The organism is Streptomyces glaucescens (genome assembly GCF_000761215.1).
GTDB classification, from domain to species: domain Bacteria; phylum Actinomycetota; class Actinomycetes; order Streptomycetales; family Streptomycetaceae; genus Streptomyces; species Streptomyces glaucescens_B.
The window spans coordinates 1922138-1944204 of the sequence record NZ_CP009438.1 but is presented as its reverse complement, the minus strand read 5'-3'; the positions used below and the strand labels follow the sequence as shown (position 1 = coordinate 1944204).

Here is a 22067-nt window from a genome sequence, read left to right as displayed (position 1 = left end):
CCGGCCGGGGCGCCCCCGGGCCCCGACCCGACGTCACAGCGCCTGCGCCGCCGGCTTGACCATGTTGCGGACCGTGCGGGCCTTCACGAACTGGCCCATGGCCGTCATCTCCCACTCGCCGGAATACTGGCGGATCAGCTTGGCCATCATCACGCCGGTCTGCGGCTCCGCGCCGGTCAGGTCGAAGCGGACCAGCTCCTCGCCGGTCATGGCGTCGATCAGGCGGCAGTACGCCTTGGCGACCTCGGTGAACTTCTGGCCGGAGAACGAGTTCACGGTGAAGACCAGGCCGGAGACCTCCTGGGGGAGGCGGCCCAGGTCGACCGTGATGACCTCGTCGTCACCGCCGCCCTCGCCGGTGAGGTTGTCGCCGGAGTGGCGGATCGCGCCGCCCACGATCGTCAGCTTGCCGAAGTAGCAGCTGTCGATGTGGTTGCGCTGGGGGCCGTAGGCGATGACCGAGGCGTCCAGGTCGATGTCCTTGCCGCGGTACGCCGGCTCCCAGCCGAGGCCCATCTTGACCTGGGAGAGCAGCGGACGGCCGCCCTTCATCAGGGAGACGGTCTGGTTCTTCTGGAGGCTGACCCGGCCCTTGTCCAGGTTGATCTTCCCGGCGCCGGGGGCGGGCGGCGCCGGAGGGGCGGCCGGGGCCGGGGGAGCGGCCAGGCGCGGGTCCGCCACGGGGGCGGGCGGCTGGGCGGGGGCCGGGGGCGGGGTGACCGGCTGGGCGGGGGCGGCGGCCGGGGCGGGCTCCTCCACCGAGACGCCGAAGTCGGTGGCGATGCCGGCCAGGCCGTCGGCGTACCCCTGGCCGACCGCGCGGGCCTTCCACTGGCCGTTGCGCAGGTAGATCTCCACGATCACCAGGGCCGTCTCGGTGCCGAGCCGCGGGGGCGTGAAGGTGGCCAGGACGCTGTTGTCGTCGGCGTTGCGGATGGTCGCCGTCGGTTCGATGCCCTGGAAGGTCTGACCGGCCGCGTCCGGGCTGGCGGTGACGACGATCTTCTCGATGCCGGGCGGTACGGCCGTGGTGTCGACCGTGATCGCGTCGGGCGCGGAGCCGCCGCCGGAGCGGTAGGTCACGCCCGGGCCCGAGGGCTGGTTGTAGAAGATGAAGTCGTCGTCGGAGCGCACCTTGCCGTCGGCGGTGAGCAGCAGGCCCGAAACGTCCAGCCGCACCGGGGCGGCGACGTCCACCGACACGCGGGCGGCGGAGAGCGGGATGTTCGAGCCGGGGGTCATAGCTGTCATACCCGGTAGAACGAGCGGGGCCGTTTTGCCGTTCCCTTACCCACCCGCCGATCGGGTCACCGGCGTGACGCGGGTGGCCGCGGGCCCGGCGCTCGTCGCCCCGGCGGCGGTCCCGGTCCAGCGGGCCGTCGCCGGCCGGGGGCCGTCGCCGGCCGGGGGCCGTCGCCGGCCGGGGGCCGTCGCCGGACGGGGACCGTCATCAGCCGGGCGTCGCCGGCCACCGTTTCGGCGAGGAACGTCTCGGCCCGCGGGCGGGGCCCGGGGGTTCCTGCCCCGCCCCGGGCCGGGGGCGGGGCCCGGGGGCTTCATGCCTCGGCCGGTCGGACGCGGGGCCCAGGGGTTCACGCCCCCGCCCGGTCGGATGCGGGCCGGACGCGGGGAGCCGGCGGCGGTCAGGCTCCCGGCACCACCACGATCTTGCGGCCTTCCCCCGCCGCGAACCGGGCCAGGGCCTCGGGGTAGCGGTCCAGGGGGATGCGGTCGCTGATGAGGATCTCCGGGTCCAGGACCCCGTTCGCGAACAGTTCCGCCGCCCGCTCGAAGCTGTGCAGGACGGCCATCGAACCGGTGATGGTGATCTCCTGGTTGTAGATGCGGTACGGGTCGATGGTGACGCGGGTCGCGTAGTCCGCGACGCCGAACTGGAGGAAGGTGCCCGCCTTCGCGACCCGGTCCAGGCCGTCCTGGATCGCCGCCGCGTTGCCCGTGGCGTCCACGACCACGTCCCAGCCCTGGGGGCGGTCCAGCTCGTCCGGGGTCGTGGCGGCCGCGGAGACGCCCAGGCGGCGGGCGGTCTCCAGGCGCGACGGGTTCACGTCCACGACGTCGACGCTCGCCGCGCCGGTCCGCTTGGCCAGCTCCAGCATCATCAGGCCCATGGTTCCCGCGCCGTAGACCAGGACGTGCGCGCCGAGCCGGGAGCGCAGGACGTCGTAGCCGCGGACCGCGCAGGACAGGGGCTCGATGAGGGCCGCGTCCTCGGTGCTGATGTGACCGGGGAGCCGTACGCAGTTCGCCGCCGGCGCCACCGCGTAGCGCGCCGCGCCGCCCGCCGTGGTCACGCCGATGGCGGCCCAGCGTTCGCACAGGTTGCTGTGGCCGGTGCGGCAGTACCGGCACTCGTGGCAGTACAGGGACGGGTCGACCGCCACCCGGTCGCCCGCCGACAGCTCCGTGACCTGCGTGCCGACGCCGACCACCGTGCCCGCGAACTCGTGTCCGGGCACGATCGGCAGCCTCGGGGCGAACTCCCCCTGGAGGATGTGCAGGTCGGTGCCGCACAGTCCGCACGCGGCGACCTCGACGACCACCTGCCGGGGGCCCGGCGTCGGGTCCGGGACCTCGGTGACGACGGCCTTGCCCACGGACTCGATGACGGCGGCCTTCATTTCACGGCTCCCAACGACAGGCCCTGGACGAGTTTGTCCTGGGCGGCGAACCCCGCGGCGAGCACCGGCAGGGAGATGACGAGCGACGCGGCGCACACCTTGGCCAGGAACAGGCCCTGGCTGGTGATGAAGCCGGTCAGGAAGACGGGGGCGGTCTCCGCGACCACACCCGTCAGCACCCGGGCGAAGAGCAGCTCGTTCCAGCTGAAGATGAAGCAGATCAGGGCCGTGGCGGCGATGCCGGGCAGGGCGATCGGGGCGACCACCCGGGTGAGGACCACCGGCAGGGGGGCGCCGTCCACCCGGGCCGCCTCGATCACCGCCACCGGGACCTCGGCGAGGAAGGACTGCATCATCCACACCGCGATCGGCAGGTTCATCGAGGTGTAGAGGACGACCAGGAGCCAGATGTTGTCGAGCAGTCCCGCGTCCCGCGCGAACAGGTAGACCGGGAGCAGGCCCGCCACCACCGGCAGCATCTTGGTGGACAGGAAGAAGAACAGGACGTCCGTCCACTTGCGGACGCGGTTGACGGACAGCGCGTAGGCCGCCGGCAGGGCGAGGAGCAGGACCAGCAGGGTCGAGGCCAGTGACGCCACCGTCGAGTTGATCAGCGCGGGCCAGGGGCTGGCGCCGCCGGACAGGCCGAAGAACTCCCGGTAGCCCTCCAGGGTGAGGGCGGCGGTGAAGGAGGGCGGGTTGGCCGCCGCGTCCGTCTCCGAGTGGAAGGACGTCAGCGCCATCCAGGCGATGGGCAGGAAGAACCCGGTCCCGGCCAGCCAGGCCAGCAGGCCCGGCACGGTGCGGCGTACGGCGCTCATGCGCGGGGCGCTCATGCGCGGGACACCTCCTCGCGGAAGAGGGACGACACGACCCGCAGCGCGAAGGTCGCGATGACGATCGAGCCGAGGACGACCAGGACGCCCGCGGCCGAGGCGAGGCCGTTCTCGTGGGCCTGGTAGAAGCTCTGGTAGACGGTGTACGGGAGGTTCGCGGTGCCCAGGCCCCCGGAGGTGAGGGTGAAGACCGCGTCGAAGTTCTGCACGATGTGGATCGAGCCCAGCAGGGCGCCCAGCTCCAGGTAGCGGCGCAGATGGGGCAGCGTCAGGTGGACGAAGACCTGCCAGTCGCCGGCGCCGTCGACCCGGGCGGCCTCGATCTGCTGCGGGTCGCGGCTCTGCAGCCCGGCCAGCAGGATCAGCATCATGAACGGGGTCCACTGCCAGATCAGCGAGGCCTCCACCGCGAGCAGCGGGGTGGTCGAGATCCAGTCCGGCTGGGGGCCGCCGACGTAGCTGAGGAGGCCGTTGAGCAGGCCGTACTCGGGGTTGTAGAGGACGTGCTTCCACAGCAGCGCCGCCGCGACCGGGACCACCAGGAACGGGGCGATCAGCAGGGTGCGGACCAGGCCGCGGCCCTTGAACCGGCGGTCCAGGAGAAGGGCCAGCAGCAGGCCCAGGACCAGGCTGACCAGCACCACCGTCGCCGTGAGCAGGATCGTCGTGCCCACCGAGCGGCGCAGGTCCGCATCGGTCAGCACCTGGCGGTAGTTGTCCAGGCCGGTGAAGCGGCGGGCGTCGGGGTAGAGGGCGTTCCAGTCGAAGAAGGAGATCACCAGCGTGGCCACGAAGGGCAGCTGGGTCACCACGACCATGAAGACCAGGGCGGGGAGGAGCGGGGCGCGGGTCGCCCAGGCGCGCAGGCGGGTGCCCGGCGCGCCGGGGGCGCTCGCGGGGGGTGCGGCCGTGGGGGCCGTGGTCGTCGCGGTCATCGTCCCTCGTACTCCTCGGAGACGCGCTCGGCGAGCCGCTGGGACCTCTCCAGGGCCGTCCCGACGGACTGGCGCCCGGCGATGGCCGCGCTGATCTCCTGGGAGACCCGGGTGCCGAGGTCGGTGAACTCGGGGATGCCCACGAACTGGATGCCGGGGGCGGGGCGCGGCTGGACGCCGGGGTCGTCGGGGCGGGCGCCCTCGATGGCGGCGCGGGTCATCTCCTGGAAGGCGGCGGCCTCGGCGCGGTAGGCGGGATGGTCGTACGTCGACGCGCGCTTGCCGGCGGGGACGTCGGCCCAGCCGGCCTCCTCGCCGACCAGCCGCTCGTACTCCTTGCCCGACGCCCAGGAGACGAACTGCCAGGCCTTGTCCGGGTTGCGGGAGGCGGCCTGGATGCCCCAGGCCCAGGTGTAGAGCCAGCCCGAGGAGGCGGTCCGCTCGACGGGCGCGGGGGCGTAGCCGACCTTGCCCTTGACCGGGGAGCCCGCCGCCTCCAGGGCGCCGGCCGCCGAGGTGGCGTCGTACCACATGGCGACCTTGCCCTGGGTCATGTTGTTCAGGCATTCGGCGAAGCCGGACTGGGCGGCGCCGGACTGGCCGTGCTCGCGGACGAGGCCGACGTAGAACTCCGTCGCCTCCTTCCATGCGGGGCTGTCGAGCCGGGCCTTCCAGTCCTGGTCGAACCAGGTGCCGCCGAAGGTGTTGACCACCGTGGTCAGCGGCGCCATGAGCTCGCCCCAGCCGGGCAGTCCGCGCAGGCAGATGCCCCTCATGCCGGGTTCGGCGCCGTCGGCCCGCGCCGCGAGGTCCGCGACCTGCCGCCAGGTGGGGTGCGCGGGCATGGTCAGGCCCGCGCGGGCGAACACGTCCTTGCGGTACATCAGGAAGGACGACTCGCCGTAGAAGGGCTGGCCGTAGAGCTTGCCGTCGTCGCCGGTGAGCGACTGGCGCATCGGCTTCAGGATGTCCGGTTCGTCGTACGCGGGGTCCTTCGCGACGTAGGAGTCCAGCTCCTTCAGCCAGCCGTTGCGGGCGTAGATCGGTATCTCGTAGTTGGAGAGGGTGGCGACGTCGTACTGGCCCGCCTGGTTGGCGAAGTCCTGGCTGATCTTGTCGCGGACGTCGTTCTCGGGCAGGACGGTGAAGTTCACCTCGATGCCCGTCTCCTCGGTGAAGTGGGCGGCGGTGAGCTTCTGCAGCTGGACCATCTGCGGGTTGTTGACCATCAGGACGTCGATGGCGTCGCCGCCGGATCCGCCCCCGCCCGCTCCGACCCAGCAGCCGGAGAGCAGCGGGGCGAGCAGCGTCCCTGCGGCGGCTGTGGCGAGCAGGGCCCGCGGTGGCCGTCGTCGGCTCTGGGTTCGCATGGATCGCTCCTGGACGTATGGGGAGATATGGGGCGCCGGAGGGTGGGCCGGAGCCCTGCGGGAGGTGGGTGGGAACGTCAGACGCGCAGGACCTGGGGGCCCAGCAGCGAGTAGCGGTGCGCCTCGGAGGCGGGCAGCAGGGTGCTCGTCACGATCGCCTCCAGCGCGCCGATCTCCGCGAACCGGCTGAAGCTCACCGCGCCGAACTTGGTGTGCACCCCGGCGAAGACGGTGCGCCGCGCCGCCCGCACCGCCTGCGCCTTGACCTCGCCGACGGCGGGGTCGGGGGTGGTCAGGCCGTGCTCGCGGGATATGCCGTTGGCGCCGATGTAGGCGAGGTCGACGACGAACCCGGACAGCATCCTCGTCGTCCAGTGGTCGACGGTGGCGAGGGTGCCGGCCCGGACCCGGCCGCCGAGCAGCAGCACCGACACGCCGGCCGCCCCGGCGAGCGCGCCCGCGACCGGCAGGGACGCGGTGACCACGGTCAGCGGCCGGTCCCGGGGCAGCGCCTCGGCGATGAGCTGCGGGGTGAAGCCCTCGTCGACGAAGACGGTCTCCGCGTCCCCGAGCAGCCCGGCCGCGGCGGCGGCGATCCGGCGCTTCTCGGGGACGTGGCTGGTGGCCCGGACGGAGAGCGTCGTCTCGAACCCGGCGCTCTCCACCGGGTAGGCCCCGCCGTGCGTGCGGCGCACCAGGCCGTGGTCCTCCAGAAGGCGCAGGTCACGCCGGACGGTCTCCTTGGCCACGCCCAGTTCGGCGGCGAGGGCGGTGACGTCGACGGAGCCGGTGGCCCGGGCGGCCCGCACGATCTCGCGCCGGCGCTCCTCCGCCGTTGTGCCCATGGTCGTCACTCCCCTTCCCGCCGTGCTGCCCGTTCGGGCCCGCTTCTGGGCCTCGGGGGAAGTTCTACAGCGGCCGTGGGGCGCTGACCAGGTCTGTCCCGGGGGCGATGCTGCCCGGGTGTGCCCGTTCGGGGTGGCCGGTGCCCGTCCGGGAGCTGCGGGATCGCGGTCGCGGATGTGGGACCGGGCGCCCGGGGTGCCCGGACGCGGCGGCGGGCGGGCCCGTTCGGTGCCCGCTCGCCCGCTCGCGTGGCGTGATTCAGTACGGCCAGATCGGCGGCTCGGTCGTGAAGTGGCCGCCCAGGCAGGCGTGCGCCGGGTTCTCCGGGTCCAGTTCGCCCTGCTCGGCGATGAGCTTCTCGGCGTACGGCTCGGAGTCGTCCTGCGGGTCGTAACCGAGCGCCCGCGCGGTGCCGAGGTCCCACCACAGGCGGGTGTTGGCGGAGGAGCCGTAGACGACGGTGTGGCCGACGTTCTCGGCGGTGAGCGCCGCGTGGAGGAGGCGGGCGCCGTCGGCCGGGCTCATCCAGACCGAGAGCATGCGCACGCTGGTCGGCTCGGGGAAGCAGGAGCCGATCCGCACCGAGACGGTCTCCAGGCCGTGCTTGTCCCAGTAGAACTGCGCCAGGTCCTCGCCGAACGACTTGGACAGGCCGTAGAAGGTGTCCGGGCGGCGCGGGGTGTCGACCGGGATGAGGGGGTCGTCGCCCCGGGGGCGCGGGGTGTAGCCGACCGCGTGGTTGGAGGAGGCGAACACGATCCGGCGGACGCCCTCCTCGCGCGCGGCCTCGTACAGGTGGTAGGTGCCCTCGATGTTCGCCTTGAGGATCTTCTCGAAGGGGGCTTCCAGGGAGATGCCCGCGAGGTGGATGATCGCGTCGACGCCCCGGACCGCCTCCCGGACCGCCTCCTTGTCGGCGAGGTCGGCGACGATCGCGTCCGGCTCGCCCTCGATGGGGCGCAGGTCGAGCAGGCGCAGCTCGTAGCCGTAGTCCGGGAGCAGGTCCCGCATCAGGGTGCCGAGCCCGCCGGCGGCGCCGGTGAGCAGAACGGTGCGGGGAGCGGGCATCCTCGGGTCTCCTTGAATCGCCGGCCGTGCACACGGCGCACCGAGACGCTGTGTGCACATGCGCGTACGCCATTCATATGCGTGGACACGCTAAGAGGGCGCGCACCGCCCGTCAAGTGTCCTGCGGAACCGAGAAATCCGTCGCTGCGTCCGGCGTTGGTGTGCTTGACCCGGCTCCAAGGCCCCCTTTAGCGTGGAGTCGTTCAGAAATGTAGACACAGATTATGGATATGGACCTCGGATCCCGGGAGAGCCCGTGACGACAGCCCCTCTCGCCGCCCGCCTCACCGTCCCCAGCGGGCCGCTCTTCTTCCCCGTCACGGCCTTCGGCCCGGACGGCACCGTCGACCTCGAGGTCTACCGCGCGCACGTGCGCCGCGGCGTCCGGGCCGGAGCGGCGGCCGTCTTCGCGTGCTGCGGCACCGGAGAGTTCCACGCCCTCACGCCCGAGGAGTTCCAGCGCTGCGTGCGGGCCGCCGTCGAGGAGACCGCGGGGCAGGTCCCGGTCCTCGCCGGCACGGGCTACGGCACCGCGCTCGCCGTACGGTACGCGCGGCTCGCCGAGGAGGCGGGCGCCGACGGACTGCTCGCCATGCCGCCGTACCTCGTCGTCGCGGGGCAGGAGGGACTGCTGCGGCACTACCGGGAGATCGCGGCGGCCACCGCGCTGCCCGTCGTCGTCTACCAGCGCGACAACGCCGTCCTCACCCCGGAGACCGTCGTCGCGCTGGCCCGCACCGACGGGATCGCCGGCCTCAAGGACGGCCTCGGCGACCTCGACCTCATGCAGCGGACCGTCAGCGCCGTCCGCGCCGAAGCCCCCGGCGACTTCCTCTACTTCAACGGTCTGCCGACCGCCGAGCAGACCCAGCTCGCCTACCGGGGCATCGGCGTCACCCTCTACTCCTCCGCCGTCTTCTGCTTCCTGCCCGAACTCGCCCTCGCCTTCCACCGCGCCCTGCGCACCGGCGACGACACCACCGCGCACCGCCTGCTCGACGCCTTCTACCGGCCCTTCGTCGAACTGCGCGCCCAGGGCCGCGGCTACGCCGTCGCCCTGGTCAAGGCCGGGGTACGGCTGTCCGGGCTGGACGTGGGGGAGGTGCGGCCCCCGCTGCACGAGCCGAGCGAGGACCATGTCAAGCAGCTCGCTCAGCTGATCGAGCGTGGGCACGCGCTGCTGGAGGAGACCGAGTGAAGGCGTCGGCTTTCGTCTACCCCTGGGACGTCAACGGCGACCCGCGGGCCCCGCGGCACCTCGCGGAGCTGGGCATCCAGCAGGTCACCCTGGCCTCCGCCTACCACTCCACCCGCGCGCTGACCCCCCGCCACCCCCGGCACCGCGTCGTCACCGCCGAGCACGCGGCCGTGCTCTACCCGCCCGGCGACCGCTGGTCCGGCCGCACCCTGCGCCCCTTCCCGGCCGGAGCCTGGGCGCCCGAGGCGGACGCCTACGGAGAGGCCGCCGCCGCGCTCGCCGACGCCGGTCTGGAGACCCACACCTGGGTCGTCCTCGCACACAACTCCCGGCTCGGCGCCGAGCACCCGGACACCTCGGTCGTCAACGCCTACGGCGACCGCTACCCCTGGGCGCCCTGCATCGCGCAGCCCGCCACGCGCGCGTACCTCGTCGACCTGGCCGCCGAGGCGGCCGTACGGCCCGGCGCGCGCGGCACCGAGCTGGAGTCCCTCGGCTGGTACGGCCTCGCCCACCTGCACGCGCACGACAAGACCGGCGGGGTCGCCCTCGGCGACGCCGGCCAGTACCTGATGTCGCTGTGCTTCTGCCCCGACTGCCGCGCCGGCTACGCCGGGCACGGCCTGGACCCCGACGCGCTGGCCGCCGCCGTACGGAACGCGCTGGAGCCGGTGTGGCGGGGGGCGCCCTCCGACGGAGGCTGGCCGGCGGTCGGGAAACTGCTCGGCGACACCACCGCGAACGCCACGCGCGCCTGGCGCGACGCGACCGCCCGCAGCCTCCAGGAGGAGGCCGTCGCCGCGGTCCGCGCACAGGCCCCCGACGGCTTCCAGGTCCTGCTGCACGCGGACCCGGTCTCCTACCACTGCGGGGCCAACGCGGGCGTCGACCCCGCGCACATCCTCTCCGTCGCGGACGGCGTGGTCGTCCCGTGCACCGGCGGCGCGGGCCTGCTCACCCCGTTCGCGGAGCAGCACCGCGCGGGCGCCGTCCTCGCCGCCAACCTCACCGTCGTCTCCGGCATGGGCGGCAGCCCCGGCACGCTCGCGGACGACGCCGCCCGCGCCCGCGACCTCGGCGCGACGGAACTGCGGCTGTACCACGCCGGCCTGGCGTCGGACACCGACCTGGCACAGGTGCGGTCCGCGCTCACCGGGCGGTGAGTCCGGCCCCCACGCCCGTCCCGCCGCCGGCTCACGGATCCGCGCACCCGTGAGCCGGCGCGGTGTCCGGCGCGGTGTCCGGCGCCGGGTCCGCGGCGTACCCGGGCACGGCCGACGTGCGGCCCGGTTCCCGCCGTGCGCCGGGCGCCGCGCGACGCCCGGACCCGTCCCGCCGGGGCGGGCGCCGCGCGGACGAGCGCCGGCCGGCGGGCCCGAGAGGGGCGGGCCGCACCGATGAGTTCCGCCCCCGCCGCCGGTCCACCCCTCAGGACCACACCCTGGGGAGCAGCGATGACCGACCCGACCGGCACCACCCTCGACCTCGGACCGCAGACGGCACTCCTCGCCCGTCTCGCCGCCCGCGTCCCCGACGACCTGCTGACGGGCCCGACGCCCTGCCCCCGCTACGCCGTGCGGAACCTGCTGGGCCATCTGTGCGGGCTCGCCGTCGCCTTCCGGGACGCCGGCCGCAAGGAGCTGGGCTCGACCACCGACACCGACCCGGGCGCCACGCTGCCCGACATCGGCCCCGGCTGGCGCGAGGAGCTGCCCGAGGTGCTCGGCGAGCTGGCGCAGGCGTGGCGCGACCCGGCCGCCTGGACGGGGGCGACCCGCGCGGGCGGAGTGGACCTGCCGGGCGAGGTCGCCGGTCTGGTCGCCGTCGACGAACTGGTCGTCCACGGCTGGGACCTGGCGCGTGCCACCGGCCAGGAGTACGCCCCCGACCCCGCCGCGCTCCGGGCCTGCCACGCCTTCCTCGCCGAGAGCGTCGGGCACCCCGGCCGGGACGCCATCTTCGGCCCGGTCGTCGACGTCCCCGCGAGCGCACCGCTGCTCGACCGCGCGGTGGGACTCAGCGGCCGCGACCCGGGCTGGACACCGCGCTGACGCGGGGCCGGACACCGCGCTGCTGCCGGGCTGGACGCCGCGCTCGCTGACGCGGGGCTGCGTTGCTGCCGGGCTGGGCACCGCGCTGACGCGGGCTGGGCACCGCGCCGCTGCCGTGCTGTATGCCGCACCAGCGCGGGGCTGGACGCCGTGCTGTATGCCGCACCGGCGCCGGGCGGACACCGCGCTCACGCCGGGCTGGACTCCGGGCTGGAGCCGCACCGGCGCCGGGCTGGCCGCCGCGCTGACGCGGGGCTGGACGCCGCACCGGCGCCCGGTGGGCACCGCGCTGACACCGGGCCGGCCGCCGCACCGGCGCCCGGCGGGCACCCGGGGTCCGGGAGCGTGCCGGGGCGGGGTTCCGTAGCCTCCCCGCATGTCTCTCACGCTCACCGTCCTCGGTACCGCCTCCCCGCACCCCGCCCCCGGCCGCCCCTGCTCCGGCTATCTGCTGAGCGCGCCGGGTGCCGAGGTGTGGGTGGACGCGGGCCCCGGCAGCTTCGCCGAGTTGCAGCGGCACACGGATCCGGCGGGGCTGGGCGCGATCTGGATCTCGCATCTGCACGCCGACCACACCGCCGACCTGCTGTCCGCCTTCTACGCCTTCGCGTACGGCGGTCTCACTCCGCCCGCGCCCGTCCCGGTGTACGCCCCGAAGGGCTGCGCCGAGCGCCTGGCGGGGTTCCTGGGCCGCCCGGACCCGGGCTCGCTCGCCGGCGTCTTCGCCTTCCACACCTTGCGTGACGGCCATACGGCCCGGCACGGCGAGCTGCTGCTCGGCTCCCGCGCGCTCGTGCACGACGTGCCGGCGTACGGCCTGCGCGCCCAGGCGGGCGGCCGGGTGCTGGCGTACTCCGGCGACACCGGCCCCTGCCCCGCCCTCATCGACACCGCCCGCGACGCCGACCTCTTCCTGTGCGAGGCCGACATCGACGCGCATCGCGAAGGCGAACAGGTGCATCTGACGCCGGAGGACGCCGGTGCCGCCGCCCGCGCGGCCGGTGCGCGGAGCCTGCTGATCACCCATACCGGGCCCACGCTCACCCCCGCGGCGGCGACCGCGCGGGCCGCCGCCGCGTTCGGCGGTCCCACCCGTACCGCGCGGGAGGGCGCGGTCCACCGCGTCTGAAGGCAACCTCAACTTCCTTTGCCTGAAGCATTGACGAAACATGGGGGCGCCCCTAGCTTCAACGCGTCGTACTTCGTACGTCATATATGAGACGCGATACGCGATATCCGAGAGGCGCGCATGACCTCTGTGCCCACGCCGATCCCCTCCCGCACGCAGTACGTGCTGGAAGGGATCAAACACCGCATCCTCACCGGACAGCTGACACCGGGTCAGGCCCTGGTCGAGACCGAGCTCGCCGCGCAGTTCGGGGTCTCCAAGACCCCGGTGCGCGAGGCGCTGAAGACCCTGGCCGGGACCGGGCTGGTGGTGATGAGCCAGTACAAGGGCGTCACGGTGCGCATGGTCGACGCGGACATGGCGCGCGAGGTCTACGACGTGCGGCTGCTCCTGGAACCCGAGGCGCTGCGCCGCACGGTGCGCCGAGGCGCCTCCCTGGACCTCGCCCGCGAGGCGCTCACCAGGGCCGACGACGCCACGGACACCGCCGAGCGGTCCCTCGCCAACCGGGAGTTCCACCGCGCCCTGTACGTGCCGTGCGGCAACCCGCTGCTCGGCCGGATGCTCGACGAGGTCCGCGACCAGGCAGCCCTCGTCTCCGCCGTGGCCTGGGCCGCCGATCCCTCCTGGGAGCGGGAGGCCAGTGAGCACCGCGAGATCCTGCGGCTCGCCCTCGCCGGTGACGCCGACGGCGCGGCGCGCGCCCTTCACGCGCACATCGCGTCCTTCGTCGAGCGGGCCTTCCCCGACATCGAGGTCGAGGCCCAGGGAGAGGACGGTCAGGCATGACAACGACGTTCGAGACCCAGCGGGCGGCCCTGGCCGACGTGGTCGCGATCCCGGTGACACCCTTCGCCGCGGACGGCTCCGTCGACGAGGGCACCCACCGGGCCCTGCTGCGTCGTCTGCTCGACGGTGGGGTCAGGACCCTCACCCCCAACGGCAACACCGGGGAGTTCTACGCCCTGACACCCGAGGAGCGGCAGCTCGTCACCGAGATCACCATCGACGAGGCCGGCGACCGCGCGGTGATCCTGGTCGGCGTCGGCCACGACGTGCCGACCGCCGTGGCCTGCGCCCGGCACGCCCGCGAGCACGGCGCCCAGATGGTGATGGTGCACCAGCCCGTCCACCCGTACGTCTCGCAGAGCGGCTGGGTCGACTACCACCGGGCGATCGCCGAGGCCGTGCCCGAGCTGGGCGTCGTCCCGTACATCCGCAACGCGCAGCTGCACGGCGACCGGCTCGCCGAACTGGCCGACACCTGCCCGAACGTCATCGGCGTCAAGTACGCCGTCCCGGACGCCGCCCGCTTCGCCGCCTTCGCCCGCGACGCCGGCCTGGACCGGTTCGTGTGGGTGGCCGGGCTCGCCGAGCCGTACGCCCCCTCCTACTTCTCCGCCGGCGCCACCGGCTTCACCTCGGGGCTGGTCAACGTCTCCCCGGCCGTCTCGATGAACATGATCGAAGCACTGCGGTCCGGTGACTACCCGGCGGCGATGAAGGTCTGGGAGCAGATCCGCCGCTTCGAGGAACTGCGCGCCGCCAACGGCTCCGCCAACAACGTCACCGTCGTCAAGGAGGCCCTGGCCTCGCTCGGCCTGTGCCGCCGCGAGGTGCGCCCGCCGAGCAGGCCGCTGCCGGAGCAGGAGCGGGCCGAGGTCGCCGCCATCGCCGCCGGGTGGTCGATATGACCCGCCGTCCGGAAGAGCTGCGCAGCCACCAGTGGTACGGCACCGACGGGCTGCGCTCCTTCAGCCACCGCGCCCGTACCCGCCAGCTCGGCTACCTGCCCGAGGAGCACCTGGGCAAGCCGGTCGTCGCGATCCTCAACACCTGGTCCGACATCAACCCCTGCCACGTCCACCTGCGCGACCGCGCCCAGGCGGTCAAGCGCGGGGTGTGGCAGGCGGGCGGCTTCCCGCTGGAGTTCCCGGTCTCCACCCTCAGCGAGACCTTCCAGAAGCCGACCCCCATGCTCTACCGGAACATGCTCGCCATGGAGACCGAGGAGCTGCTGCGCTCCTACCCGGTCGACGGCGCGGTGCTGATGGGCGGCTGCGACAAGTCGACGCCCGCCCTGCTCATGGGCGCCGCCAGCGTGGACCTGCCCACCGTCTTCGTGCCCGCCGGCCCCATGCTGCCCGGCCACTGGCGCAACGAGGTCCTCGGCTCCGGCACCGACATGTGGAAGTACTGGGACGACAAGCGCGCCGGCCTCATCGGCGACTGCGAGATGCACGAGCTGGAGAGCGGCCTCGCCCGCTCGCCCGGCCACTGCATGACCATGGGCACCGCGTCCACGCTGACCGCCGCCGCCGAGGCCCTCGGCGTCACCGTGCCGGGCGCCTCCAGCATCCCGGCCGTCGACTCCGGGCACGACCGGATGGCCGCCCGGGCGGGCATGACCATCGTCGGACTGGTCCACCGGGACCGGAAGCTGAGCGACATCCTCACGGCCGAGGCCTTCGAGGACGCCGTCACCACCGTCCTCGGGCTCGGCGGCTCCACCAACGCCGTCATCCACCTGATCGCCATGGCGGGGCGCGCGGGCGTCAGGCTCACCCTCGACGACTTCGACCGTATCGCCCGCACGGTCCCGGTCCTCGCCAACGTGCGGCCCGGCGGCCGGACCTACCTGATGGAGGACTTCCACTTCGCGGGCGGCCTGCCCGGCTTCCTCTCCCGCATCCCCGACCTGCTCCACCTGGACCGGCCGACCGTGTCGTACGACACCATGCGGGAGCAGCTCGCGGGCGCCCGGGTGCACAACGACGATGTCATCCGGCCCCGGGACAACCCGGTGGCGCGGGAGGGCGGGGTCGCCGTGCTGCGCGGCAACCTGTGCCCGGACGGCGCCGTCATCAAGCACATTTCCGCCGAACCGCACCTGCTCAAGCACACCGGCCCCGCGGTCGTCTTCGACGACTACCGGACCATGCAGCGCACCATCAACGACCCGGCGCTGGACATCACCGCCGACAGCGTGCTGGTGCTGCGCAACGCCGGCCCCAAGGGCGGCCCGGGCATGCCCGAGTACGGCATGCTGCCCATCCCCGACCACCTGCTCAAGCAGGGGGTGCGGGACATGGTGCGGATCTCCGACGCCCGGATGAGCGGCACGAGTTACGGCGCGTGCGTGCTGCACGTGGCGCCGGAGTCGTACATCGGCGGGCCGCTCGCGCTGGTGCGCACCGGGGACCTGATCACCCTGGACGTCGAGGCGCGCACCCTGCACCTGGACGTGGACGACGCGGAGCTGGACCGGCGCCGCGCCGAGTGGACCCCGCCGCCCACCCGCTACGAACGCGGCTACGGCGCGCTCTACAACGAGCAGATCACCCAGGCCGACACCGGCTGCGACTTCGAGTTCCTGGCCCGGCCGGGCAAGGTCGCGGACCCCTACGCGGGCTGAACCCGGCCGCCCGCGCGGGGCCGGGACGTCCCGCCCCGCGCACGTCGAGAAAGCGCTTCACCCGAACACCCGAACACGACTCACAGCAAGCGAACGGAGAACAGTCATGGCCCAAGCCGCAGCCGTGGCGAAACCGCCCGCGCCACCCCGGCGGCGCCGTGCCTCCGCCACGCCCCGCAGGCTCCCGTACCTGCTGATCGCGCCGGCGGCCCTGCTGATGCTGGGCTTCATCGCCTACCCCGTGATCAGCGTCTTCTACTACAGCCTGCAGGACTACAACCCCACCAAGCCGTGGCGGAACGGTTTCGCGGGCTTCGACAACTTCGTCCACGCCTTCACCGAGGACCCGGTCTTCTGGGACACCCTCGTCTTCAGCGCCAAGTGGGTCGTCGTCGAGGTCGGACTCCAGCTGCTGTTCGGCCTGGCCCTGGCCCTGATCGTCAACCAGACCTTCGCCGGCCGGGCCCTCGGACGCGCCCTGGTCTTCTCCCCGTGGGCCGTCTCCGGTGTCCTCACCTCCGCGATCTGGGTGCTGCTGTACAACTCCCAGACCGGCATCACCCGCTACCTCGCCGACGTGGGCATCGGCTCCTACGGCACCAGCTGGCTGTCGGACACCGGGACCGTGTTCCCGGCGGCGATCGTCGCCGACCTGTGGCGCGGCGTGCCCTTCTTCGCGATCCTCATCCTCGCCGACCTCCAGTCCGTCTCCAAGGACCTCTACGAGGCCGCCGAGGTCGACGGCGCCGGCCGCATCAAGCAGTTCTGGCACATCACCCTGCCCCACCTGAAGGACGCCATCGTCCTGTCCACGCTGCTGCGCGCGGTGTGGGAGTTCAACAACGTCGACCTGCTGTACACCCTGACCGGCGGCGGTCCGGCGGGCGAGACCACCACCTTGCCGCTGTACATCGCCAACACCAGCGTCGACGCGCACGACTTCGGCTACGCGTCGGCCCTGACCACGGTCGCGTTCGTGATCCTGCTCTTCTGCTCGATCGTCTACCTGCGGCTGAGCAAGTTCGGAGGCGAGTCCAAGTGAGCACCACCAAGGAGGCCCCGGTCGTCCCCGCGCCCCGCCGGACCCGGCCCGAACCGCAGCGCCCGGCGGGCAGGCACCGCGGCTGGGACGAGGTCCCACGCTGGCAGATCTACCTGCCGCTGTCGGTCTACCTGGTCTTCACCCTGATCCCGTTCTACTGGATCCTGCTCTTCGCCCTGCGTCCGGCCGGCTCCACCTCGCTGGTGCCCTGGCCCATGACCTTCGACCACTTCGAGAAGGTGTGGACCGAGCGGGAGTTCGGCACCTACTTCCAGAACAGCGTCCTCGTCGGCCTGGCCACCCTGGTGCTGACCACGATCGTCGCCCTGGCCGGCGGTTACGCCCTGGCCCGGTTCGACTTCAAGGTCAAGCGGGGCTTCATGCTGGCCCTGCTCTGCTCCCAGTTCGTGCCCGGCGCGCTGCTCCTGGTGCCGCTGTTCGAGATCTTCGCCGAGCTCCGGATGATCAACTCGCTCGGCAGCGTCATCCTCGCCGAGACGGTCTTCCAGCTCCCGCTGTCGATGATCCTGATCAGCAACTTCATCAAGAACGTGCCGTACTCCCTGGAGGAGGCGGCCTGGGTCGACGGCTGCAACCGGTTCACCGCCTTCCGGGTCATCGTGCTGCCCCTGCTGCGCCCCGGCCTGATCGCGGTCGGCTCCTTCGCCTTCGTGCACTCCTGGAACCACTTCCTGTTCGCCCTGATGTTCCTCAACAACCAGGCCAAGCAGACGATCCCGGTCGGTCTGAACACCCTGATGAGCGCGGACAGCGTCGACCTCGGCGCCCTCGCGGCGGGCGGCATCATCGCCGCCGTCCCGGTGGTCCTCGTCTTCGCCTTCATCCAGAAGTGGCTGATCACCGGCTTCAGTGCGGGGGCGGTGAAGGGATGAGGCTCCGGCACGTGGCCGCGGCCGCCGCTCGGCCGGGCGGGCCGGCGCCCGCCCGCGGCGGCTCGGGCGGCGAGCGCGACGGCGCGGCGGCGGCCGGCCGGGCGGTGGCGCGCGGCGCGGCAGCGGGGAGGATCCGATGACCGGAGCGCTTCCGCTGGTCCTCGCCGGCGCCCGCGGCCACGGCCGCTGGCACGTGGCGAACATCCGCCGCCTCCAGGAGGCGGGCGTGGTACGGCTCGTCGGCATCTGCGAGCTGACCCCGCTCACCGAGGACGAGTTCGGAGGAGAACTCCCCGCCCAGTCGCCCGACTTCGGCGATCTGCTGGACCGCACCGGCGCCCGGCTCGCGGTGATCTGCACCCCGATCCCCACCCACACCGACCTGGCGCTGGCCGCCGCCCGCCGAGGCGTGCACCTGCTGCTGGAGAAGCCGCCCGCGCCGTCCTACGCCGAGTTCCGGCGGATGGCCGACGGGGTCGCCGAGGCGGGCGTGGCCTGCCAGATCGGCTTCCAGTCGCTGGGCTCGCACGCCGTGCCCGCGATCCGGGAGCTGATCGCCGACGGGGCGATCGGCACGGTCACCGGCATCGGCGGAGCCGGCGCCTGGGCCCGCGACGAGGCGTACTTCCGGCGCGCCCCGTGGGCGGGCAAGCGGCGGCTGAACGGCGTGGACGTGATCGACGGGGCGCTCACCAACCCCCTGGCGCACGCCGTCGCCACCGCGCTCGCCCTGGCCGGCAGCACCCGCGCCGAGGACGTCACCGCGATCGAGACCGAGCTGTGGCGGGCCAACGCCATCGAGTCCGACGACACCTCCTGCGTCCGCGTCACCACCGCCGAGGGCCACCCGGTCACCGTCGCCGCCACCCTGTGCGCCGAGCACCCGGATGAGCCGTACGTCCTGGTGCACGGCAGCCGGGGCCGGATCACCTTCTGGTACAAGCAGGACCGGGTGCTGCTCCAGCGCGCGGGCCACGGCCCCGAGGAGTTCGAGTACGGCCGCACCGATCTGCTGGAGAACCTGGCCGGCCACGTCACGGACGGCACCGGCCTGCTCGTGCCGCCGGAGACGACCGGCGCCTTCATGAAGGTCGTCGAGGCCGTCCGGCTGGCCCCCGACCCCGCCCCGCTCCCGGCGTCCGCCTGGCACCGGGCGCCGGGGGAGGAGCGCCGGATCGTGCCGGGCGTGGACGGCCTGGTCGCGGCCGCCGCCGACACCCTCGCCCTGTACTCCGAGCTGACGGCCCCGTGGGCCGCCCCGAGAGAGGTGAGCACTCCATGACCAGCGACGACAGCACGGTGCTGCGGGTCGCCGGCAGGCCGGTGGGCCGGTACGTCACCCGGCCCGAACTGCCCGCCCGGCTCTCCCCGCGCCCCTTCCTGCACCCCGTCACCACTCTGTCCGGCACCTCGGTCACCGAACTGAGCCCCGCCGACCACCCGCACCACCTCGGCGTCGGTGTCGCCGTTCCCGACGCCGGGGGGCACAACTTCTGGGGCGGACGCACCTTCGTCCGGGACCGGGGACCCACCGAGCTGGACAACCACGGCGCCCAGCGGCACACGGGCTTCCAGCTGCGCGACCCGGACGGCTTCGTCGAGGAGCTGCGCTGGGTCGCGGCGGGCACCGAGGTGCTGCGCGAGCGGCGCACCGTCGCCGCCACCGCGCTCACCGGCACCGCCTGGGCGCTTGACTTCACCTTCGCCCTCACCAACCCCGCCGCCGCACCGCTGACCATCGGCAGCCCCGCCACCAACGGGCGCCCCGGCGCGGCCTACGGGGGCTTCTTCTGGCGGGCCCGCAAGGAGGCGTCCGCGCCGGACGTCTTCACCGCGGACGCCGAGGGCGAGCAGGCGGTGCACGAAGCCCGCGCGGACTGGCTCGCGCTGGCCGGCACGTCCTGGACGCTGGTCTTCGCGGGCGCCACCGACGCCACCCGCCGCGACCCGTGGTTCGTGCGCACCGCCGAGTACCCGGGCGTCGGCTCCTCCCTGGCGCACGCCGAGCGGCTGACGGTCCCGCCCGGCGAGACCGTCGTCCGGCGGATCGTCACCGTGGTCGCCGACGGCCGCCTCGACCGCGCCGAGGCCGCGGCCCTGATCCGGAAGGCGGTCACCCCGTGACCCACCGAGGCCAGGCGCCGGCCGGGACGTACACCAACCCGATCCTGAACGCCGACTGGTCCGACCCGGACGTGGTCCGCGTCGGCGACGACTTCTACCTCACCGCCTCCAGCTTCGGCCGGGTCCCCGGACTGCCCCTGCTGCACTCCCGTGACCTCGTCAACTGGACCCTGGTCGGCCACGCGCTCGACCGGCTGGAACCGGCGGCGCGATTCGGGCGGCCGCGCCACGACTGCGGTGTCTGGGCGCCGTCGATCCGCCACCACGACGACCGGTTCTGGATCTTCTGGGGCGACCCCGACCAGGGCATCTTCCAGGTCAACGCCCCGGAGATCCGCGGTCCCTGGACCAGGCCGCACCTGCTGAAGGAGGGCAAGGGCCTGATCGACCCCTGCCCGCTGTGGGACGCGGAGACCGGCGAGGCGTACCTGGTGCACGCCTGGGCCAAGTCCCGCTCGGGCGTCAAGAACCGCCTCACCGGCCACCGGATGCACCCCGACGGCAGCTCACTGCTCGACGAGGGCAAGCTGATCGTGGACGGCGACCGCATCCCCGGCTGGTTCACCCTGGAGGGCCCCAAGCTCTACCGGCACGACGGCTGGTTCTGGATCCTCGCCCCCGCCGGGGGAGTGGAGACCGGCTGGCAGGGCGCCTTCCGCTCCCGCGACTTCTTCGGGCCGTACGAGGAGAAGGTGGTCCTCGAACAGAGGGACACCGACGTCAACGGCCCCCACCAGGGCGGCTGGGTGCGCACCGGGTCCGGCGAGGACTGGTTCGTCCACTTCCAGCAGCGCGGCGCCTACGGCCGGGTCGTGCACCTCCAGCCGATGCGCTGGGATGCCGACGGCTGGCCGGTGATGGGCGACGACGGCGCACCCGTGGCCGTCCACCGGCGGCCCGGCCTGCCGCCGCAGCAGCCCGCCGCGCCCGCCACCGACGACGACTTCCCCGGCGGGCGGTACGGCCGCCAGTGGCAGTGGACGGCCAATCCGCGCGACGGCTGGGCCACCCAGCACTCCGGTGACGGACTCCGGCTCACCTGCGTCCGCTCGGCCGACGCGCACGACCTGCGCAGGCTGCCGAACGTGCTCACGCAGCGCCTGCCCGGCATCCCCTCGGCCGTCGAGGCCGAACTGCGCCTGGACAGCGAGGAACCCGGCGCCCGCGCCGGACTCGCGGTGCTCGGGGACGCCTTCGCCTGGATCGGGCTGGAACGGGGGGCCGACGGGTCGGTCCAGCTCGTCCACCGGTTCGCGGAGGGCACCGCCGAGCGGGAGCGCGACGCCGCCCGCCCGGTGCCCGCGCCCGGGGGGCGGGCCAGGCTCCGGATCGAGATTCGGCCCGGGGCGCGCTGCCGTTTCGTCCACGACCTGGGCGACGGCCCACGCCCGTCCGGTCAGGTCTTCGCCGCCACCCCGTGGCGCTGGGTCGGCGCCCTGCTCGGCCTCTTCGCACTCGCCCCCGGTGACGGCCGGGGCCACCCCGACCTGCACGCGGGCGCGGCCACGTTCACCCGGTTCCGCATCACCGCGCTCTGATCCACCCCCTCGTCACGCCCGTTGGGAGCCGCAATGACGCACCCCCCTGGCAAGCGCTTGCCGAGACCGGGGCACGGCAAGGTGGTGGCCGCCGTGCTCGGCCTGGTCACCGCACTGGGCCTCGGCCTCCTCGGGGAGGCGCAGGCCGCCCCGCGTGGGGTCGCCCCGCCCGCCTCGGGGACGGACACCGCCCGGCCGCACGCGTCCGGCACGGCCGGTGCCGCCGCCACGCGCGGGACCGCCCAGCGGGACGCCACCGGGCGGCACGACGCGGGGGGCACGGCCCTCGCACCGCGGGACGCCCACGCCCACCGGCTGGACCCCGCCGCCGTACCCGCGCCCGCGCCGCGCTCCTCCGGACCGCGGGTGCCCGCCGGCCACACGGCCGCGCCGGCCGCCGTGCCGCACGCCGACGGCGTTCCCGCCACCGTCGCGCCCCGCCCGCGCCGCGCCACGGTCCACGCCCCCGCGACCGAGCCGAAGATCGTGCCGCAGGGGGCTGGACAGAACCGCTCCGGCACCGTCATCGTCTACGGCACGCCCGCCGCGTACGGCGCCTCCACCGGGAGCGCGACCGCACGGATCCCCGCCGGTGACACCACGGCGCGCGGCCTCACCCCCGGCAGCGGCCCCGACGGGTCCGCGCGCACCGGCCACGGTCACGCCACGGCCGGCTCGGCCCGCACGGGCAACCCGTACGGCCTTCCGGGCACCCGGCCGGGGATCGTCAGCGACGCGCCGGCCGGCACCCGCCACCTCGGCCCGTCCCGGCAGCCGGGCGGGGAACCGGCGGCCGTGGCCCAGGTGCCGGCCGCCGCGGCCCCGCTGCCCGCGGCGGACCGGCCGCGGCCCGGCGACGCCACCGAGGCCGCGCGGCACACGGCCCCCGACCACCTCCCGGGCACGGCCGGCCGCGCGCCGCACGCCCACCACTGACCCCCCCACGACTTCACATCCCGCTGGAACCAAGAAGAGAGCCGACC

Annotated in this window: 20 protein-coding genes; 13 read left to right on the top strand and 7 right to left on the bottom strand. The window is 73.9% G+C overall.

What is annotated here, in order from left to right; all coding sequences use genetic code 11:
* Positions 1 to 33: 33 nt before the first annotated feature.
* From SGLAU_RS08415 to SGLAU_RS08385, 7 genes are all read right to left on the bottom strand, one after another.
* Positions 34 to 1242: a TerD family protein gene (locus SGLAU_RS08415; RefSeq protein WP_099052779.1), complete on the bottom strand. Its 1209-nt coding sequence runs from the start codon at positions 1240 to 1242 to the stop codon at positions 34 to 36.
* 401 nt (positions 1243 to 1643) lie between these two features.
* On the bottom strand, positions 1644 to 2639 hold the full coding sequence (locus SGLAU_RS08410; protein ID WP_043499771.1) for a zinc-dependent alcohol dehydrogenase family protein: 996 nt from the start codon (positions 2637 to 2639) through the stop codon (positions 1644 to 1646).
* The gene (locus SGLAU_RS08405) at positions 2636 to 3460 is read right to left on the bottom strand and encodes a carbohydrate ABC transporter permease (RefSeq protein WP_043506406.1); all 825 of its coding nucleotides are present in this window, start codon (positions 3458 to 3460) and stop codon (positions 2636 to 2638) included. Before SGLAU_RS08405 ends, SGLAU_RS08410 begins: the two co-directional genes overlap by 4 nt.
* Before the next feature lie 11 nt (positions 3461 to 3471).
* On the bottom strand, positions 3472 to 4410 hold the full coding sequence (locus SGLAU_RS08400; RefSeq protein ID WP_043499770.1) for a carbohydrate ABC transporter permease: 939 nt from the start codon (positions 4408 to 4410) through the stop codon (positions 3472 to 3474).
* Positions 4407 to 5780, bottom strand: coding sequence for an ABC transporter substrate-binding protein (locus tag SGLAU_RS08395; RefSeq protein ID WP_043499768.1), 1374 nt, complete (start codon positions 5778 to 5780; stop codon positions 4407 to 4409). The genes SGLAU_RS08400 and SGLAU_RS08395 overlap by 4 nt, the downstream gene beginning before the upstream one ends.
* 77 nt (positions 5781 to 5857) lie before the next feature.
* The gene (locus SGLAU_RS08390; RefSeq protein ID WP_043499766.1) at positions 5858 to 6625 is read right to left on the bottom strand and encodes a DeoR/GlpR family DNA-binding transcription regulator; all 768 of its coding nucleotides are present in this window, start codon (positions 6623 to 6625) and stop codon (positions 5858 to 5860) included.
* Positions 6626 to 6884: 259 nt separating this feature from the next.
* Positions 6885 to 7694 (bottom strand): NAD-dependent epimerase/dehydratase family protein, encoded by an 810-nt coding sequence (locus tag SGLAU_RS08385; RefSeq protein ID WP_043499764.1) that lies wholly within the window; start codon positions 7692 to 7694, stop codon positions 6885 to 6887.
* 256 nt (positions 7695 to 7950) lie between these two features.
* Here SGLAU_RS08385 and SGLAU_RS08380 point away from each other — a divergent pair, with 256 nt between their 5' ends.
* From SGLAU_RS08380 to SGLAU_RS08315, 13 genes are all read left to right on the top strand, one after another.
* Complete coding sequence (locus tag SGLAU_RS08380; protein ID WP_043499761.1) at positions 7951 to 8892, top strand: 5-dehydro-4-deoxyglucarate dehydratase; 942 nt, start codon at positions 7951 to 7953, stop codon at positions 8890 to 8892.
* Complete coding sequence (locus SGLAU_RS08375) at positions 8889 to 10055, top strand: hypothetical protein (protein ID WP_043499759.1); 1167 nt, start codon at positions 8889 to 8891, stop codon at positions 10053 to 10055. Before SGLAU_RS08380 ends, SGLAU_RS08375 begins: the two co-directional genes overlap by 4 nt.
* A gap of 291 nt (positions 10056 to 10346) precedes the next feature.
* On the top strand, positions 10347 to 10943 hold the full coding sequence (locus SGLAU_RS08370; protein ID WP_043499758.1) for a TIGR03086 family metal-binding protein: 597 nt from the start codon (positions 10347 to 10349) through the stop codon (positions 10941 to 10943).
* Positions 10944 to 11319: 376 nt separating this feature from the next.
* A complete protein-coding gene (locus SGLAU_RS08360; RefSeq protein WP_043499755.1) occupies positions 11320 to 12072 on the top strand; it encodes an MBL fold metallo-hydrolase in 753 nt (250 codons plus the stop codon).
* A gap of 120 nt (positions 12073 to 12192) precedes the next feature.
* A complete protein-coding gene (locus SGLAU_RS08355; RefSeq protein WP_043499753.1) occupies positions 12193 to 12861 on the top strand; it encodes a GntR family transcriptional regulator in 669 nt (222 codons plus the stop codon).
* Positions 12858 to 13766, top strand: coding sequence for a dihydrodipicolinate synthase family protein (locus SGLAU_RS08350; RefSeq protein ID WP_043499750.1), 909 nt, complete (start codon positions 12858 to 12860; stop codon positions 13764 to 13766). The genes SGLAU_RS08355 and SGLAU_RS08350 overlap by 4 nt, the downstream gene beginning before the upstream one ends.
* Complete coding sequence (araD, locus tag SGLAU_RS08345) at positions 13763 to 15487, top strand: L-arabinonate dehydratase (RefSeq protein ID WP_043499748.1); 1725 nt, start codon at positions 13763 to 13765, stop codon at positions 15485 to 15487. Before SGLAU_RS08350 ends, araD begins: the two co-directional genes overlap by 4 nt.
* A gap of 106 nt (positions 15488 to 15593) precedes the next feature.
* Entirely contained in the window at positions 15594 to 16529 is a 936-nt protein-coding gene (locus SGLAU_RS08340; RefSeq protein WP_043499744.1) for a carbohydrate ABC transporter permease, read from the top strand.
* On the top strand, positions 16526 to 17422 hold the full coding sequence (locus SGLAU_RS08335; protein ID WP_043499742.1) for a carbohydrate ABC transporter permease: 897 nt from the start codon (positions 16526 to 16528) through the stop codon (positions 17420 to 17422). Before SGLAU_RS08340 ends, SGLAU_RS08335 begins: the two co-directional genes overlap by 4 nt.
* A 136-nt stretch (positions 17423 to 17558) precedes the next feature.
* Complete coding sequence (locus tag SGLAU_RS08330) at positions 17559 to 18704, top strand: Gfo/Idh/MocA family protein (protein ID WP_043499740.1); 1146 nt, start codon at positions 17559 to 17561, stop codon at positions 18702 to 18704.
* Positions 18701 to 19546 (top strand): PmoA family protein, encoded by an 846-nt coding sequence (locus tag SGLAU_RS08325; RefSeq protein WP_043499737.1) that lies wholly within the window; start codon positions 18701 to 18703, stop codon positions 19544 to 19546. The genes SGLAU_RS08330 and SGLAU_RS08325 overlap by 4 nt, the downstream gene beginning before the upstream one ends.
* Complete coding sequence (locus tag SGLAU_RS08320) at positions 19543 to 21084, top strand: glycoside hydrolase 43 family protein (protein ID WP_043499735.1); 1542 nt, start codon at positions 19543 to 19545, stop codon at positions 21082 to 21084. The genes SGLAU_RS08325 and SGLAU_RS08320 overlap by 4 nt, the downstream gene beginning before the upstream one ends.
* Positions 21085 to 21117: 33 nt before the next feature.
* A complete protein-coding gene (locus tag SGLAU_RS08315; protein WP_159072770.1) occupies positions 21118 to 22020 on the top strand; it encodes a hypothetical protein in 903 nt (300 codons plus the stop codon).
* The last annotated feature ends 47 nt before the right edge of the window (positions 22021 to 22067 follow it).

What these genes read in the sequence shown, in the direction of transcription:
- SGLAU_RS08415 (WP_099052779.1), bottom strand. Translation starts at nt 1,242, where the DNA reads ATGACCCCCGGCTCGAACATCCCGCTCTCCGCCGCCCGCGTGTCGGTG.
- SGLAU_RS08410 (WP_043499771.1), bottom strand. Translation starts at nt 2,639, where the DNA reads ATGAAGGCCGCCGTCATCGAGTCCGTGGGCAAGGCCGTCGTCACCGAG.
- SGLAU_RS08405 (WP_043506406.1), bottom strand. Translation starts at nt 3,460, where the DNA reads ATGAGCGCCGTACGCCGCACCGTGCCGGGCCTGCTGGCCTGGCTGGCC.
- SGLAU_RS08400 (WP_043499770.1), bottom strand. Translation starts at nt 4,410, where the DNA reads ATGACCGCGACGACCACGGCCCCCACGGCCGCACCCCCCGCGAGCGCC.
- SGLAU_RS08395 (WP_043499768.1), bottom strand. Translation starts at nt 5,780, where the DNA reads ATGCGAACCCAGAGCCGACGACGGCCACCGCGGGCCCTGCTCGCCACA.
- SGLAU_RS08390 (WP_043499766.1), bottom strand. Translation starts at nt 6,625, where the DNA reads ATGGGCACAACGGCGGAGGAGCGCCGGCGCGAGATCGTGCGGGCCGCC.
- SGLAU_RS08385 (WP_043499764.1), bottom strand. Translation starts at nt 7,694, where the DNA reads ATGCCCGCTCCCCGCACCGTTCTGCTCACCGGCGCCGCCGGCGGGCTC.
- SGLAU_RS08370 (WP_043499758.1), top strand. Translation starts at nt 10,347, where the DNA reads ATGACCGACCCGACCGGCACCACCCTCGACCTCGGACCGCAGACGGCA.
- SGLAU_RS08360 (WP_043499755.1), top strand. Translation starts at nt 11,320, where the DNA reads ATGTCTCTCACGCTCACCGTCCTCGGTACCGCCTCCCCGCACCCCGCC.
- SGLAU_RS08355 (WP_043499753.1), top strand. Translation starts at nt 12,193, where the DNA reads ATGACCTCTGTGCCCACGCCGATCCCCTCCCGCACGCAGTACGTGCTG.
- SGLAU_RS08350 (WP_043499750.1), top strand. Translation starts at nt 12,858, where the DNA reads ATGACAACGACGTTCGAGACCCAGCGGGCGGCCCTGGCCGACGTGGTC.
- araD (WP_043499748.1), top strand. Translation starts at nt 13,763, where the DNA reads ATGACCCGCCGTCCGGAAGAGCTGCGCAGCCACCAGTGGTACGGCACC.
- SGLAU_RS08340 (WP_043499744.1), top strand. Translation starts at nt 15,594, where the DNA reads ATGGCCCAAGCCGCAGCCGTGGCGAAACCGCCCGCGCCACCCCGGCGG.
- SGLAU_RS08330 (WP_043499740.1), top strand. Translation starts at nt 17,559, where the DNA reads ATGACCGGAGCGCTTCCGCTGGTCCTCGCCGGCGCCCGCGGCCACGGC.
- SGLAU_RS08325 (WP_043499737.1), top strand. Translation starts at nt 18,701, where the DNA reads ATGACCAGCGACGACAGCACGGTGCTGCGGGTCGCCGGCAGGCCGGTG.
- SGLAU_RS08315 (WP_159072770.1), top strand. Translation starts at nt 21,118, where the DNA reads ATGACGCACCCCCCTGGCAAGCGCTTGCCGAGACCGGGGCACGGCAAG.